Here is a 15,809-nt window from a genome sequence, read left to right as displayed (position 1 = left end):
AGCGCGGCCACGATATCCGGCTCTTCAAGGTTCGTGGTGAAGGAGAGCGTCGCGTCGCTGGCGTAGAACGGCCCGTGGTCCTGCTGTGATGGGTGTTGTCAAGACATCCACACCTCAGAGGACCACGAGCCTGTGCACGAGAATACTGGTTCGCAGCGTGATGCTGCGAGCACGATCTTCAACTTGCCCGATTACCGCGTCACAGACGCGATCGACCTGCCCGACGGAGGCCGCGTTCCGCAAAGCACTGCGGACCTACCTGCCCCGCGCTGCGGTCTCGGTCGACAAGTTCCACCTCGTCAAGCTCGGGAACGACATGGTCACCGCCGTGCGGCAACGCCTGGCCCGCACCCATCACGGTCGCCGGGGTCGGAAGGATGACCCGGCCTGGGCGCACCGGATGCTCCTGCTGCGCGGCGCTGACACCCTCACCCCGAGGGCGTGGGAGCGGTTGGAGAGGGTATTCCGCACCGATGACCCCACCGACGAGCTCTCCGCCGCCTGGGGCATCAAGGAGCAGCTCCGCCGCCTGCTGGCCACCGACACCCTCGCCCAGGCCTGGAACGAACGGATGCGGATGGGCTACTTCGTCCAGATCGCGAACATGCCCGAGGCGACCAAGCTCTACGACACCGTCGTGACCTGGTGGGACGCGATCGAGGTCCTCATCGTCACCGGCGCGACCACCGCCCGGGTCGAGGCCGCGAACACCGGCATCAAGAACATCAAACGCATCGGCCGTGGCTTCCGCAACGCCGAGAACTACCGGATGCGTATCCTGCTGACCAGCGCCGCGAAAACCGTAGCGTGTGAGTATTCGGTCTTCTGAGCGCCAGCGGTATTGCGGTTGAGCGCCATCTGCTTGGACGGGGGTTCGTGGGGTTGAGCGCCACCTGATCGTGTCGGTGAGGGCCGGGTGTGGGGGTTCGTAGGCTCCTTCTGCCGTGTGGCCTATCACGCGGCAGAAGGAGTGATTGGGATGGTACGCAAGATCAAAGCGAAGCTGGTGCTTCGGCTGCGTGAGGAGGGGTTCTCGGGCCGGCAGATCGCCGCGCAGGGGATGTCGCGTCATAGCGTGACGGCGGTGATCGAGGCCGCAGACCGGGAGGGTGTGGGCTGGGATGATGTGGCCGACCTGGACGAGGCCGCGGTGTATGCCCGACTGTTCCCGGGTCGTGGGGAGCATGAGAGCGTGCATGCGCAGCCGGACTGGGCGTCGGTGCATCGGGAGCTCGCCCGGGTTGGGGTGACGTTGAAGCTGCTCCATGGCGAGTACGTCGACAGGTGCCGGGCGGAGGGGTCGACGGCGATGGGCTATGACCGGTTCTGCAAGAACTATCAGCAGCATGTCCTGGTCAGCGGGGCGGCGTCGCGGATCGGTCACAAGGCCGGGCAGAGCATCGAGGTCGACTGGTCCGGGCCGACGATGCAGTTGACTGATCCGGTGACCGGGCAGCAGCGGCGGGTCTACTTGTTCGTGGCCACGTTGCCGTTCTCCCGGTACGCGTTCGTCGAGCCTGCGCTGGATATGCGGCAGGACACGTGGCTGCGGGCGCATGTGGCGATGTTCGACTGGTTCGGCGGCTCGGTCCCGCGGATCGTTCCGGACAACCTGAAGACCGGGGTGATCAAGCACCCGGCCGAGGGTGAGGTGGTCCTCAACGATGCCTATCGGGAGTTGGCGGCGCACTACTCGGCGGCGGTGCTGCCCGGCAGGGTCCGGAAGCCGAAGGACAAGGCCAGCGTCGAGAACACGGTCGCGCATGTCGCGACGTGGGTGATCGCCGGGCTCCGGGACCGCCGCTTCGCGACCCTGGCCGAGCTGCGCGCGGCGGTCTACCAGCGGGTGGAGGCCTACAACCGTGAACCCTTCCAGAAGAGGGCGGGATCACGCCTGAGCGTGTTCGAAGCGGAGGAGAAACCGCTGCTGCGGCCGCTGCCCGCGGTCGGGTTCGAGATCAGCCGCTGGGTCTACGGGCGTCGAGTCCAGAAGAATGGGCATGTGGTGTGGGAGAAGAACTTCTACTCCGTCCCCTACACCCGCATCGGTCGCAGTGTCGATCTGCGGGTCACCGACACGACGCTCGAGGTGTTCACCGGTCACACGCGGCTGACCAGCCACCTGCTCGCACCCCCAGGAGTGTTCAACCAGTACCGCACCCACGACGCCGACCTGCCTGACGGGCCCCGCTACCGGCAATGGGACGCGGCCAGGGTCCGCCAGTGGGCCGGCCGCGTCGGGGAGAACACGCTCACAGTGGTCAACCGGATCTTCGAGTCCGTCCCCGTCGATGAGCAGGGCCTCGATGCCGCGCTCGCGGTCCTGCGCCTGACCCGCCGCTACTCGACCGAACGCCTCGAAGCCGCCTGCCAGACCGCGCTGGCCTCCCGGGTCCGCTCACCCCGCTACGCCCATCTGAGACCGATCCTGGAAACCAACCAGGACCACACCGGCAGGCAGAGACCCCAGACTCGACCAGAGAACGGCGACGGTGGGCCGGTCGGGTACGTGCGTGGCGCCGACTACTACGGAGGCGCACGATGACCCGGATCGATACCGAGACCAAACGCAAGCTCCGCGAGATCGGCGCCACCTGCCTGGTCGACGCCCTGGAAACCCAGGACGACACCCTCACCCTCGGGATGGTGTTCGAAGAACGCATCAAACTCGCCGTCGACGACGCCCACGCCACCTTCACCCACGGCAAGGTCGAAGGCCTGATCCGCCGGGCCGGGCTGCGTTACCCGAACGCCGACTTCCGCCGCCTCGACCTGGTCGAACAACGTGGCCTGGACCGCGGGGTGATCGCCCAACTCGGCACCTGCGCCTTCATCACCAGGCAGCAGAACGTCGTGTTCCAAGGCTTCACCGGATCCGGGAAGTCGTATCTCGGCTCCGCGCTGGCGAAACAGGCCTGCCAGCACCGATACCGGGCGCACTACATACGCATGCCCGACCTCGAGGAAGCCTGGGCCTCAGCTAAGGATCGGCCCGCCGGGAAGGAGAAGTTCCTGCGCAAGTACGCCGCGTTCACGCTGCTCGTGATCGACGAATGGCTCCTCGACCCACCCGACGACAGCACCCGCAGCATGCTCCTGGAACTCCTCGAACGCCGCTACGACGCCGTCTCCACCGTGTTCTGCACCCAGTACGCGAAGAAGGACTGGCACCAGCGCCTCGGCTCCGGCGTCCACGCCGACGCGATCATGGACCGCATCGTCCACAACACCATCTGGATCGAAACCGGCGGCACCAACATGCGCGAACACACCGCCACCACCTAACCCACAGCCGGTGAGCGCCACCCGGACCACCGGTGGCGCTCACCGGCACCACACCCCGGCGCCCAGAGGCAATATCCAGTGGCGCCCTAACGCGAGAACCAACGGCGCTCACACGGTCAAATACTCATAGCGTGAATACCCGCCACAGCAGGGTCATTCACCACGAACCGCGAAGAGCCCGATATCCAGCCACAGGCAGCAGCAAGGGTCGCAGTAATGTCCGGCTACGACCCGCTCCTCACCGCCGCGCTCGCGGTGCTCGGCGCGGCCATCGGCCTGATGGTCAGGTGGCCGCTCGACGCCCTGCGCTACCGTCGCGACGACGAAGTCGGCGAACCCCCGCCCGGGTCTCGCTGGTGGCTCCCCCTCGCGACGGCGGCGGCCAGCGGGCTCATTGCCTGTCGGTTCGGAGTTGAGCGCTGGCCGCTGCTCCTGCCGACCCTGCCACTCGCTTGGTTCGGTCCATGGTTGTCTGCGATCGACCTTGACGTCCGCCGACTGCCCAACCGCCTTCTCTCCGCCCACGGCGTGGTCGTCGCGGTGGGAGTGGGAGCCGCCGCTCTCATCAGTGGCGACCTCAACATCGCCATCCAAGCCGCCGTCGGCGGGTTGGTCGCGTTCGTCGTCTTCTGGATCCTCGACCGGGTTCGGCCCGGCGGTTTCGGTTGGGGTGACGGCAAGTACATCCTGATCATTGGTGCAGCAACCGCAGCGGTCAGCCTTTCCGTCGCGTGGTGGGCCTTCCTGATTGCCTGTCTAGCTAGCGGCCGTCCTTGCCACCCCGTTCCGCCGCCGGCGAGCCAACTTCCCCTTCGGGCCCTGGCTAGCTGCCGGCGCGTTGGTCGCCCTTAGCCTCCTGGGATAGGCCGCGATCCGCCGTCAGTAATGCTCTGCGATGTACTCGTAGGCCCTGTCGAACAGGCCGGGAACGGTGTGGAGGCCCTTGTCCTTCAGCACGAGCCGGACTTCTTTGCGGACCGCCATGTCGCCCTTCTGGGTAGAGGCCCAGCCGGCGTTGCCCGCCGTGACCTCCTTGACGATCGAGTCCACCTCCTCGACAACGCGCTCAATCATGACCGGCATGTCCGGAGTCGAATACTCCAAGAAGATCTGAGTCAGAGCGAACACGTTCGGGTCGGGCAGTAGGTTCAGCCCATCAACTCCAGCCTCGTCCTCCGCCTTCTCCGCGGCCGTGACGTCCTTGGCGAGAGTGAACGCCTCGCGCAGCCACTCGATCGACTGCTGCGCCTCGGCGATGGTCCGCTGCCGCAGGTTCTCCAGACGCTCCGCGAGCGACTGGTACACCGGGTGGTCCCCGTTGGGGCCCTCCAGCCGCTTCTTGAGCCGCGCGTACAGCGTGTCGAGGACCTCGTTGGCGGTCTTGTGTTCAACCTCTTCCAGGCCCGGCAGGAGCCCTTCCTCTTCCAGCCTGCGGATCGTGTCAGCGTCCGCCACGACGACCGCGTTGGATTGGGTGACCTTCACGTCGGTCATGTGCTCGAAGACGATGTCGAGGGTCTTGGCGCCGAGCCGCGTCCACACCAGGTCGAGGCGCGGCCCCACTGGTGCGATCGACGCGTAGATCTTGGCGAGGAACCGGTACGCCTCCGTGTGGGCCCGCAGCCGGAGGTGTGGCCAGCAAGCCTCCCAGATGCCCTCCAGCAGCAGGAAGCTCGTGACGAAGGCTTCCTGGTCCTTCTCTTTCGCGATCCGCTGCTGGCACTCCAGCAGCGTGGTCGACGCGATCACGGTGTGGTCAATGCCCGCGAACCACCGCATCGTCGCGTCCAGTTCGGCTTCGAACTGGTCGATGAGGGCGTCCACCTCGACGCTCCGTGGGTCCTGATCGCCGTTGGCGGGCGCCATGGCCCGGGCGAAGCCCGACCCTAACCCGACATAGTCGACGACCAGCCCGTACCGCTTCTCCTGGCCGGTCTCCGGGTTGCGCCACGTTCGGTTGGTGCGTGTGATGGTCTGGAACAGCGTGTGGTCCTTCATGGGCTTGTCGAGATACATCGCCGCCTCGATCGGAGCATTGAAGCCCGTGCCCAACCTGGACGTGACCACCAGGACCTTCAGCGGATCACCGTGGGTGCGGAACCGCCGCAACAACTCTCCTTCCTCCGCCTCGCTGCGTCGGTGCTGCGCCCACTCCTCGTCCTCCCCCTTCGCGTTCGTGACATGCATCACGACGGCCGCCTCGTCCAACGGATGCCCCTGCGCGTGCCGCTGCTCCAGCAGGTGGGTGAGCTGCTTGTGGTAGGCCACGCACGCTGCCCGATCGAACACGACGACCTGCGCCTTCATCCCGAGCGGGTCGATCGTCGAGTAGAAGTGGTCGACGATGTCAGCGCAGACAGCCTCCATGCGCGCCGGGTTCGCGAACACGACATCAACGCGCGAACCCCGGCGGACCAGCACCTCGGCCGACTCTTCGTCCAGATCCTCGGCGTCGGTCAACTCCTTGAACGCCTCGTCGACCGCGTCCTTATCCAGCTGAAAGGTCACCAGCCGCGGGTCCACGTGGATCGGCACCGTCATGCCGTCCGCGATCGACTGGTCCGAGGTGTAGGCGTGCAGCGTCTTCTTCTCGTCGGCGGGGTCACCGAAGGTCGCGAAGGTGTTGCGGTCCAGCTTGGCGATCGGCGTCCCCGTGAACGCGAAGAACAATGCGTTCGGTAGAGCCGCCCGCATCGTCAACCCCAGGTTGCCTTCCTGGGTGCGATGCGCCTCATCGACCAGAACGACGATGTTGCCGCGAGTGTTCAGGTCGGATGCCGCCCCCGCGAACTTGTGGACGGTCATGAAGATAAGGCCCCGCCGGTCCGCCGCACCAAGGGTGTCCTGCAACGCCTTCGCCGTCGCCGGCGCGAGCAGCCGTGGCATGTGCGTGGTGCGGAACTGGTCCCACGCGTTGCGCACCAGATCGACCCGGTCGGCGACGAGCACAACCGTCGGATTCGCCAACACCGGATCCTGCAACAGCTGCCCGGCCGCGAACACCATCGCCAGCGTCTTCCCCGACCCTTGCGTGTGATAGATCAGGCCGCGTCGCGATTGTCCCTCGTGGGCGCGACCCACCATCAGCTCAACTGCCTCGAACTGCATGTACCGGGCGATCAACTTGATCAGGGACGCCGACCCCGAGTTGTCCTCCGGGGTCTCGAACAAGGTGAACGAGTTCAGGAACTTCAGCACCGTCGCCGGCGCCAACAGCCACCTGGCTGCCGCCAGCACGTCGCTCAGCAGTGGGTGGTCCTTCGTCGGACCCGCCGTCATCCAGTGCTCCACCCGGGCACCCGTGGCCCCGTACATGAGCTCTCGGCCCTCGGTGGCGAAGCTGAACACGTTGGTGGTGAAGAACGGCGCGGACTTCGTCTCGTAGTGGTCGGCGACCTCGTTCGCGGCGGTGATCCAGCTCACTTTCTGCTTGAACGCCGTCTTCGTCTCCCCGACCACCAACGGCAACCCGTTGACGAACAGGACGATGTCGAACCGCGCATTGCTCCCCGGCGACCCGAAAGACACCTCATCCGCCACCGCGAAGCGGTTGTTCGCGGGGTTCTCGAAGTCGATCAGCCGGACTGGACGGAAGGCGTCCGCGCCAACGAACTTGTGCGTCTGCAGCCCCCGCAGCCAGGACATCGCGTCACGATTCGTCTCAACCAGACCCTCGTCGTCCACCTGGAATGTCAAGTTCCTCAGCAGCTTCACCACCTCGAAAGCCCTTGCTGGCACCTCCGCCACGTCCGGGTTGAGGCGCACCAGTGCGTCGACCACCTCGGACTCGATGAAGACCTGCTCCAACTGGCGGTCCAGGCTCTTGCCAGTGAAGTACGACCAGCCCAGCCGCACCAGCTCGTCCACAAGCGGCTGCTGAACGGAGTTGTGTTCGGTCATGCCGGCCACGTCAGGCCTCCGTGTCGTCGTCCAGTACCCAGACCTGCTTGAGCGGCAGGGCCGCCTTGGTCGGGTCGGGCAGCAGGGGGTACGTGGCAAACAACTGGTCGAGGAGGGCTTCGGCGTCCCAGACCTGGATGATCGTGCGCAGCGACTCAAACTCCTTCTTCGCGGGGGCGGTGATGCCACCCATCGCCACCAGCAGCCCTTGCGGCGCGTTGTTCTTGCTCATCGCGCTGTGCAGGCCGCGCATGACCAGAGCACCCACCGCCGTGGGCTCCGACTTGACTTCCACGATGATCGGAGCGTCCAGGCCCAGCGGACCGCGACCCGCGCGAATGTCGATGCCCTGATCGGGGCCGGCCGGGGACACCTCGCACACGAACCCCAGCGCCGTCAACACGTCGGCGACCAGATGGGTCAGCTTGTGCTGACCGAAATCCTCCACGATCCGCGCTCTCACACGGTCCCGGATCGCATCCAACGTCGGGACCTGCGGCGGATCAGCCACCGCCACGTCAGCCGACGACGGCGACGGCAAGGGGCTCGCAATAGGCATTGGGACGCCGACGCCCGGGTCTGCGCCACCCGCTGCGACCGCCTCCAGCCGAGCCGCCGCGTGGTTGCGAGACGGGCTGAACACCGTCATCGCCCCGTTCACCATCGCCAACAGGTCGTCCCTCAACACTGCGCGCGACACCGGCTCAGGCTGCCAGTCGACAGCCAGGAAGTGGCGTCGGTCACTGAGGGCTGACGAGTCGTACGCGTAGCCGCCGGTGCAGCGCCCGAACGCCAGGTACCCCGGCTTGGTCTTCAACGGCATCACGATCAAATCGCCCGGCTGGACGCCCTGACGGAACGCCCACAACTGGCCCGCGTAGACGGCCAACCGCTGCGTATTGTCGCCGGGGTAGGCCTGATCCACGAGATGTCGCACCGCCTCCCGCGACGAGCACACCGACAGGTCGCCGATCTCCGGCCAGCCGATCGTCGCGCGGCCTCGCTCGAAGTTGAAGTCCTCCGACTGGCCACGATTACCCGCCCGCACCACCCACACGCTCGTCACGACGCCACCCCCATCAACTCGTCGTAGGACTCCGGAATTTCATGCTCCCCTGTGAGCAGTGCCGCCAATATGGCGGAGCGGACTTGAGCCAGCGTGGCCACGTGGTCCTGTGCCATGCGCACGATGTCGCCCGCCGCATCGAGGGGGGCCATAGCGGTTTCCTGGTCGTCGAACGGAAGAAGCCGGACCTGCATCTGTTCTGCACGTCGCGCCCCTATGTGTTTGATGTTCGAGCCTCCCGCGACCTCACGGAAGTGGCCCGACTCATATGCCCAGGCGCACCAGTGATCGACGAAGCTTGGACTAGAGACGTGGGGTCGAGCTCGATATCTCAAGAGGGTGTTCTGAAAGCAGACCGGGCCCTCCAGCTCCCCAATCCACCGACAGGGTGCACCGACCGCCGCTTCACTCGCGCTGCCTTCTGAAACCAGAACGTCGCCGGGGATCAGCGAGTACTTCGCTTGCTCCTGCGGGGAGAAGGACATCTCGTAGACATCCGAGAGGTTGAGGCGGCCGAATGTTACATTGGCGGACCGGAGGTAGCGAATCTGCCTTGCACCCCCAGCACGCGTCGGGTTGCGCTGAACGCCGATCAGGATATCGAAGGCGTCCCGGCCGGTTGTGAATTTGCCGGCGGCAAACGTTAGGGCTCGGAGACTTCGGAGCTGGTCGACGGCCGCCTGCAGCCGTAGTTCCGCTGCCGCAATGGTGTCATCAAGTGTGCCCATCAGGTCGACGATGCGTTGCTGCTCCGGAAGCGGCGGGAAGGACGCAGACATTGCCAGGAAGTCGATGGGGTTGAGACGCTCCCGCCGCCCGCCAAGACCTCTCGAGTTGGCGGCCATTGCCTTCCAGAGTTCGGAGCGCTGGGTCATGAGGCGTAAGAACGCCGGTAGGACACGAGCCGTGGCAGTGAACGTCGGAAACTCGCTGGAAGCATAGGACTCGGCCAGATCCCCCGGCGCAACCGTGATTGCTCCCTCGAAGGCCTTCAACTTACTGAAGATCAACTGGTTTGGCCGGATGCTGTTCAGCTCTCGATAGCTCGTTGAAGCTCTTGACACCGGATCGCGGTAGAGCAAGCCCCGTCCGTACGCCAAGACGCCGACGATCGGGTACTCCTTTCCGTCGAGAACAGATGTCTTTCGGACGTCCAGCGTCACCACATCGTGGAACTGCAGCCTGTCCCACCCCTCACGCATCGAAGCCCGCCGCCTTCAGCTTGGCGTCTAGAACCCGCTCAGCCGCACGCAGCTCTTCGCGGGCGTCTCGGTACGCCGCCAGGGCTGCTTCGACGTCGACCTCGGCTGTCGCGGCTGACTGGATGTATCGGCCGATGTTGAGGTCGAAGTTGTTGCCTTCGATCTCGTCCAGCGCGACGAAGCGGAGGTTCAGCCCGCCATCGCCGTCGATGTCCTCACCGCGGACGTAGGCGTCGTAGACGGCCTCCACGTCGGCGTCCGACAGCGAGTTTTGGTTCTTGCCCGGCAAGAACCGCTTCGAAGCGTCAACGAACAGCACGCGACGCTTTCGCCCCTCGGCCTTGGTCTTGCGCCAGATCAGCAGGCACACGGGGATCGAGGTTGAGTAGAACAGGTTGTTCGGCAGGCCGACGACTGCTTCTAGCAGGTCCTTCTCGAGCAGGCACCGGCGGATCTCGCCCTCCTTCCCGCCACGGAATAGCACCCCGTGGGGCATGACGACGCCGACGCGTCCCGTGTCATCCTTCATCGAAGCGATCATGTGCTGGATCCACGCGTAGTCGCCGTTCTTCGCCGGCGGCACCGCGCACAGCACGCGTCCCCACTGGTCGTTCGCCCACGCGCTGGCGCCCCAGTTCTGCAGGCTGAAGGGCGGATTGGCGATCACCACATCAAACTTGCGTAAGCGTCCGCGTTCGGTGAACTTCGGATCTCGGAAGGTGTCGCCGCGGCGGATCTCGAAATCCTCCAGGCCATGAAGGTAAAGGTTCATCTTCGCGATCGCCGACGTGGTCAGGTTGATCTCTTGACCGTGGAGCCGCAGAGAGTCCGGGTTACCGCCCGACTCACGCACTGCGTTGACCGTCTCGACGAGCATGCCGCCGGACCCGCACGCTGGGTCGACCACCTCGTCGCCTGGCTTCGGAGCGAGGATCTTCACCAATAGGTGCACAACATGTCGCGGGGTGAAGAACTCGCCGGCCTTCTTGCCGGAAGCCTCCGCGAACTCCCGCAACAGGTACTCGTACGCGTTGCCAAGCAGGTCGCCCGAGACGTGGTCGGGGTCGAGTCGCAGCGGGTGAAAGACGTCCAGCAGGGCGGTCAGCGCCGACTCGGGGAGCCTGTCGGTGTTGGCCCACTGCACGTCACCGAACACGCCGGCCAAGTCACGATTAGCCTCCTGGATACGGTCCAGAGCGTCGCCGAGCTTCGCGCCGACGTTGACCGCAGTGCCGTGGACATCGGACCAATGGCAGCCGTTCGGGACGACGAACGGCTGGTAGTCGGCGTACTCGATCTCCGGGGTCAGGTCGTCGCCCCAATCAGAAGCCGCCCGGGCGTGTCGGTAGTCCCAGTTGTCGCTCACCCATTTGAAGAACATGACAGGGAAGACGTATGCCTTGAAGTCCCCTGCGTCCACCGGGCCGCGCAAGGCATTCGCTGCAGCCCACAGCGTCCTTTCTAGCTCGGGTTGGGTCAGGTGTTGGGCATTGCCATTGATGGTCACGCTGAGGATGCTCTCTTCGTCGGGGGCTGTCCCCCTACTGTGCCAGCATCGGAGCTGACCCGGACTGATCCGGGCCGGCGGTGGTCGCGGTTCGCCCATCGATCTGTGCCCTGACCCGACGAAGTCGACTGCGTCCTCGCGGACGCACGCGAACGTCGCAACGTCTGGCGATGCTCTCTGGCCGATGCTAGAAGACCTCGCCGGTGGACGGGTCGATCAGGTCACCGCCGTCGAGGAGGGTGAGTCGTCGCCGGGAGAGCCGAAAGTCGGTGATGTTCATTGCCGTGGTCCTTCCGCGTGGTTATGCGGGAAGATCACCAATCGGACGTTGTTCCTTTCGTAGTCCACAAGGCTCCGCGGCATCGAACCGCGACCCACGACGCGGCCGACACCGACCAAAGCACCTAGTCGGCCGCGCGTTGCCCCATGCAGCCCTTGACACCCCTGATCAGAGGCCGGCGATGAGCCCGCGCGTGAAGTTGGCCTCCCCTTCACGGGAACACAGACGCGGACCGCGCCGGCCTCGCGCGGTCGGTTCGCGATAATCAGCGGGTGAAGAACGTGATCGGGCCCGGCGGCGTGCGGTATCCAGTCAAGCCAGACGTCGAGCGGCTCCTGCGCTCAATGGACCGTCGTGCGCTGCAATCGCTCGTGCTCGAGATGGCGGCGTACAGCCCCGAGGCCATGCGCTCGCTGCAGCTGCGCGCCACACCGGAGGACGATCCGACGGCCTCCGAACTCCTTTCGGCCGTGGACGCTGCGCTGGCCGGAGTCGACCTCGACTACCACGACCCCTTCTACGAAGGCGTCGACGACGGCGTCCAAGGGGTCGAGGAGACCGTCGACGAACTGGAGCGGCACCTCGACGGCGGCCCCCACCCCGTGGTGCGACGAGTGCTCCAGCACCTACTCACCCGGCTCGGAGACCTGGCACGGGACGCCGACAACGCCGACGCCCTGATCGGGGTGGCCGAACGGGCGTCGGCGCTGTTCGGGCGCGCGGTCGCAGGCCACCCGGACCCGGTCAGCCTGGCCCGCTGGGTGGTCGGTTTCCGGGTCGAGTACGGCGGCTGGCCGTCGCTCACGTTGGACGCCGTGGCCCACGCGTTCGACGAGCCCGCCTGGGACGCCTACCGCGCGGGTGTCGCAACGCTGGGCGGCGGTGGACCGGCAGCAGACCCCTATCCCAGCGAGATCGACCGCATGCTGCTGGAACTGGCCGACCACGACGGCGACGTCGAACGGGCGGTCGCCCTGCTGTCCGGAGGTGACCGCCCGTACTACCGGGAGATCTTCCGCCGGCTGCGTGACGCCGGACGGCCGGCTGACATCCTCGCGTGGCTGGACCAAGCCGTCACCCAGGGCTGCGTCGACGTCGCCTGGCGCGCGGGACCCACCATCGTGCCCGTCGAGGACGCCGTCGACGCCTACCTGGAGGGTGGGCGTCCGGACGCCGCCCTCGCGATCGCGCGGACACTGTTCGGCCGCGACCTCAGCGTGGACGCCCTCCGGTTGCTGAGCCACGTGGCGGAACGGTGCGGACGCCAGGACGAACAACGCACGTGGGCGTTCGAGCAGGCCACCCTGCGGGCACACAGCGGCGGCGGTGCCCACCTCGTCAGGCTCCACCTCGCGGACGGGAACGTCACGCACGCGTGGGAGGCGGTGGACGCCTTCGGCGCTGGCCACGCTTGGCGCGAACTCGTGGAGGCCTCCGAAGACGGCTTCCCGCTCCGGGCAGCCCGCCTGTGCCTGGCTCAGGTGCTGGAGTCGCTCACCACACCGGACTCGAAGCGGTACCCAGCCATCGTCGACCTCCTCGTCAAGGCACGCGCCCTCTGCGACACGGCAGGCCACCGGGCCGAGGCGGACGCCGAGATCACCCGCTTACGCGGGGTCTACCGGCGCCGCCCCGCCCTGATGTCGGCGATGAATAGGGCCGGGCTACCCCTCCTCGCACCACCCTGAGGACAGGTTGAGCTGGCGGTTTCAGCCGCCAGGCTTCCCTCGCGCACAGTCCGACAGTGCATTCAGGAGAGTGTGCCCACTCTGGTCGGCGAGGAGGGGTGGCCACCGAGGGCGAGATCCTGCGCACGCACAACGCATGAGGAAAGGCTCGACGCCCGATCGCTTGGACCCCGACCGCAGGCGTGCCCTGACACGCCTACCGGACAAGGTTGCTAGGAGGTCTTCCGGGCGGGGACCGATGCGCATGCTTAGGAGTCCGAATCGCGCCAGCGACCCGCGGATCGACCGAACTGTCAGTCCCCTCTGGTTCGATCGACTCGTGGGATCAAAGCCAAAGAGGCATGCCGCTCGTCTCAAGCGCCTGAGAAAGGCTGCTCGAACTCCGCTCCCGCTCGATCGGCACGCCACCGAGGTGCTCTCCGGCATCGACTACACGGAGCGCTGGCTCGAGCGGCTGCTTGCCCCCGGTGCGCCGGCGGCGAATGCTCGGGCTGTTCTCGAAGAGATCTCCAGCGAACTCGCTTCCTCTCTCCAGAAGTACGACGCGTTCGAGCTCTGTGAGTTGCTGAGGGCCGCGCTGCTCCCGTGGTCCGTGGCCGGCGAGACCCGACCCGGCACTGAGAAGGGGCCGGCTCTCGCCGAAGTGCTCATGCTGGTTGCGCTTTCCGGTGGCGGGCCTTCTCCCGTTGCCGAGCCAGACGACCCAAACGCCCAGGTCGAGACGTGGCAAGCGACCGCGTATCAACTGCTCACCGTCGCCCAGATCGAAGTCATGGCGAGGGCGCACCTTTCCGGCAACCCCGAAACGCTGACGAAGATCCAGCTATCGACGACATTCCGTGAAGTTTGGATGCGCCAGAGCTCCTACCCAGACATGGTGGCAGCGACGCTGCGCGACCTCTTCGGAACACCTACGGTCGAAGAAGCGATGAGGGCAGCGGTCGGATTCACCGCGCTGGAAGCGCTGGCAGCGCTCGACACAATCCATGACCTCCAGACGGAAGCTTGGACTCGACGGCTGGAGGCAACGTTCACGCTACTCGACGACCTCATGGCTAGCGACCACGAGGCTCCTGGCGCCGCACCGGCCGACGCGCAGGTGGTGGAGTTCAAGGAGTCCTGGGCCAGTGCGTGGAACGCCAAGCATGCCGAGGTGGCCATCTCCCCTGAAACAGTTTCTGCGCACTCCGGGGTGTCCCTGGACGCCACGAGGGGGGTGATCGACGCCTTCCGCTTCAGGCCGCCCGCCCGATCAATTGCTGACAACGTTGTGGCATTTGCGAGCGGCGACAATCCTTGGCGCACCAACCCTCTGCTCGTGGACAGCGAGGGCTCTGTCGTGTTGCTTCACTACGCCATGAACGTGCCCGCGGTTCGTGAGAACTCCGAACAGCTCCTGCGAGGCACGGACGCGTGGGATGCCTACCAAACGCACCGTGGCAAGGTGCTGGAAGACCGGGTCCGAGACGTCTTCGAGAAGCTGCTTCCTGGCGCACGCGTGTTTGCGAGCTACGACTATTATGTCCCGTCGAACGAACGAGAGGATCGCCCTCACCTTTATACGAAGCGTGTCGAGGGTGACCTGCTCGTTGTGCTCGACGATGTGGCGGTCGTCGTCGAGTCGAAGGCCATCGCGACGAATCCGCAGGCACGCGCAGGAGACACACGTAAGTTGCGTCGAGATTTGGTTGGAATGATCGGCAATGCCTCTCGACAAGCAGGAAGGACTGCGTCTCGTATCCGACAAGATGGCGGACTGCGACTGCATCGCGAAGGATGGCTGGACCTCGCCCAGATACGGGAGATTCATCTGATCGCAGTGAGCTTGGACGACCTCGCAGGCGTCGCAACCGCAACGGGTGATCTGATCGATGCCGGAATCCTGACCGATGACGACATCCCTTGGACCGTCTCCCTGCACGACCTTCAACTCATCGGCCAACTAGTCGAGACGCCCGCCGAGTTTCTGCTGTATCTCCGACGACGGCGGGACGCCGAGACGTCACGGTTCTTCGCGGCCCCGGATGAGCTCGACCTCTTCCTCTACTTCCTCAACGTGGGACTCTACGTCCCACCCGATCCGGACAAGGTTCATCAGGAGTTGCCGTTCATGCGGGCCGACACCGCGAGTCGCCGACGGCGAGACAAACAAGGACGCCAACTCATCACAACTCGCACGGACCCTCTTGACCGCTGGCACCAGAGCGTCCTTCACCCGGAACTGCCACCAGCGCCCAAACCGGTACTGCAGCATTCGCCGATGAAGGACCTCGCTGCCGAGCTCGCCAACCGGCGGGACTTCGGATGGCTCTCCATCGGAGCGAGTCTCCTCAGCGGGTCCACGAAAACCCAAGCAGACATGACTCGCCACCCCGCAGCGCTACTGAAGAACCGCGATCCGCTGGGCCGGGAGCGCAGCCTGACCATGCCGATCGGATCGACCAAGGAGAACGCATGGCTACTCGTATGGATAACCCGGCCTCGACAGAGGCCATTCGAGGATGCCGAAGAGCACGCTCGAGGCTACCTACATGCGAAGAAGTATCAACTCGGCATCACGCGTGCCGTCGCCCTTCAGTACTCCGAGGAGACGCGCAAGCTGGAGGGTGTCTTCTACGAGGGGGCTCGGCTTGAACCCGATCCCGAGCTGGACGAGAAGACAAGACTGTTGGTGCCGCCCGATCAGATGCCGCGCCGGCTCTCGCCCAAAGCAAAGAAGCGCGGACGCCGTCGGTGACCGCGGCTCGCCCGAGCGAACGCCGCGACGGCGCTGGGGTGCTAGGGCACCCGACCGCTGAGCTCTAGTGCGTCGGTATCGGCGGCACCGGGATGGCCTAGTCAAACCACAAATCCAGCCGATCCGTCTGCCCACCAACCGCGG

General features: G+C 65.7%; 10 protein-coding genes. 6 read left to right on the top strand and 4 right to left on the bottom strand.

Annotation, left to right across the window (positions count from 1 at the left end; translation table 11 throughout):
* Positions 1 to 160: 160 nt before the first annotated feature.
* The 4 genes from H9L22_RS17490 (at position 161) to H9L22_RS17475 (ending at position 4,137) form a co-directional block, all read left to right on the top strand.
* Entirely contained in the window at positions 161 to 829 is a 669-nt protein-coding gene (locus tag H9L22_RS17490) for a transposase (protein ID WP_226966351.1), read from the top strand.
* Between the two features lie 150 nt (positions 830 to 979).
* Entirely contained in the window at positions 980 to 2,545 is a 1,566-nt protein-coding gene (gene istA / locus H9L22_RS17485) for an IS21 family transposase (protein ID WP_187720550.1), read from the top strand.
* Positions 2,542 to 3,285 (top strand): ATP-binding protein, encoded by a 744-nt coding sequence (locus H9L22_RS17480; protein WP_187719714.1) that lies wholly within the window; start codon positions 2,542 to 2,544, stop codon positions 3,283 to 3,285. The genes istA and H9L22_RS17480 overlap by 4 nt, the downstream gene beginning before the upstream one ends.
* A gap of 216 nt (positions 3,286 to 3,501) precedes the next feature.
* Positions 3,502 to 4,137 (top strand): A24 family peptidase, encoded by a 636-nt coding sequence (locus H9L22_RS17475; protein WP_187720994.1) that lies wholly within the window; start codon positions 3,502 to 3,504, stop codon positions 4,135 to 4,137.
* A 27-nt stretch (positions 4,138 to 4,164) separates the two neighbouring features.
* Here the strand turns inward: H9L22_RS17475 and H9L22_RS17470 are convergent, their stop codons facing one another.
* The 4 genes from H9L22_RS17470 to H9L22_RS17455 are packed head-to-tail and all read right to left on the bottom strand — an operon-like array spanning position 4,165 to position 10,960.
* Positions 4,165 to 7,185 (bottom strand): type I restriction endonuclease subunit R, encoded by a 3,021-nt coding sequence (locus tag H9L22_RS17470; protein ID WP_226965973.1) that lies wholly within the window; start codon positions 7,183 to 7,185, stop codon positions 4,165 to 4,167.
* Between the two features lie 10 nt (positions 7,186 to 7,195).
* Positions 7,196 to 8,251, bottom strand: a complete 1,056-nt coding sequence (locus H9L22_RS17465; RefSeq protein ID WP_226965972.1) for a restriction endonuclease — start codon at positions 8,249 to 8,251, stop codon at positions 7,196 to 7,198.
* On the bottom strand, positions 8,248 to 9,453 hold the full coding sequence (locus H9L22_RS17460; RefSeq protein WP_187720992.1) for a restriction endonuclease subunit S: 1,206 nt from the start codon (positions 9,451 to 9,453) through the stop codon (positions 8,248 to 8,250). Before H9L22_RS17460 ends, H9L22_RS17465 begins: the two co-directional genes overlap by 4 nt.
* Positions 9,446 to 10,960, bottom strand: coding sequence for a type I restriction-modification system subunit M (locus H9L22_RS17455; protein ID WP_226965971.1), 1,515 nt, complete (start codon positions 10,958 to 10,960; stop codon positions 9,446 to 9,448). Before H9L22_RS17455 ends, H9L22_RS17460 begins: the two co-directional genes overlap by 8 nt.
* 552 nt (positions 10,961 to 11,512) lie before the next feature.
* On the opposite strand from H9L22_RS17455, the gene H9L22_RS17450 reads away from it, so the two are divergent.
* Together H9L22_RS17450 and H9L22_RS17445 are read left to right on the top strand one after the other, a co-directional pair.
* On the top strand, positions 11,513 to 12,928 hold the full coding sequence (locus H9L22_RS17450) for a tetratricopeptide repeat protein (RefSeq protein ID WP_187720990.1): 1,416 nt from the start codon (positions 11,513 to 11,515) through the stop codon (positions 12,926 to 12,928).
* 412 nt (positions 12,929 to 13,340) lie between these two features.
* The gene (locus H9L22_RS17445; RefSeq protein ID WP_187720989.1) at positions 13,341 to 15,665 is read left to right on the top strand and encodes a preprotein translocase subunit SecA; all 2,325 of its coding nucleotides are present in this window, start codon (positions 13,341 to 13,343) and stop codon (positions 15,663 to 15,665) included.
* Positions 15,666 to 15,809 lie beyond the last annotated feature (144 nt).

It is taken from the genome of Tessaracoccus defluvii, from assembly GCF_014489575.1.
GTDB lineage: Bacteria > Actinomycetota > Actinomycetes > Propionibacteriales > Propionibacteriaceae > Arachnia > Arachnia defluvii.
The sequence above is the reverse complement of the archived record's forward strand: the minus strand, read 5'-3'. Positions and strand labels throughout refer to the sequence as shown.

What these genes read in the sequence shown, in the direction of transcription:
- H9L22_RS17490 (WP_226966351.1), top strand. Translation starts at nt 161, where the DNA reads ATGCTGCGAGCACGATCTTCAACTTGCCCGATTACCGCGTCACAGACG.
- istA (WP_187720550.1), top strand. Translation starts at nt 980, where the DNA reads ATGGTACGCAAGATCAAAGCGAAGCTGGTGCTTCGGCTGCGTGAGGAG.
- H9L22_RS17480 (WP_187719714.1), top strand. Translation starts at nt 2,542, where the DNA reads ATGACCCGGATCGATACCGAGACCAAACGCAAGCTCCGCGAGATCGGC.
- H9L22_RS17475 (WP_187720994.1), top strand. Translation starts at nt 3,502, where the DNA reads ATGTCCGGCTACGACCCGCTCCTCACCGCCGCGCTCGCGGTGCTCGGC.
- H9L22_RS17470 (WP_226965973.1), bottom strand. Translation starts at nt 7,185, where the DNA reads ATGACCGAACACAACTCCGTTCAGCAGCCGCTTGTGGACGAGCTGGTG.
- H9L22_RS17460 (WP_187720992.1), bottom strand. Translation starts at nt 9,453, where the DNA reads ATGCGTGAGGGGTGGGACAGGCTGCAGTTCCACGATGTGGTGACGCTG.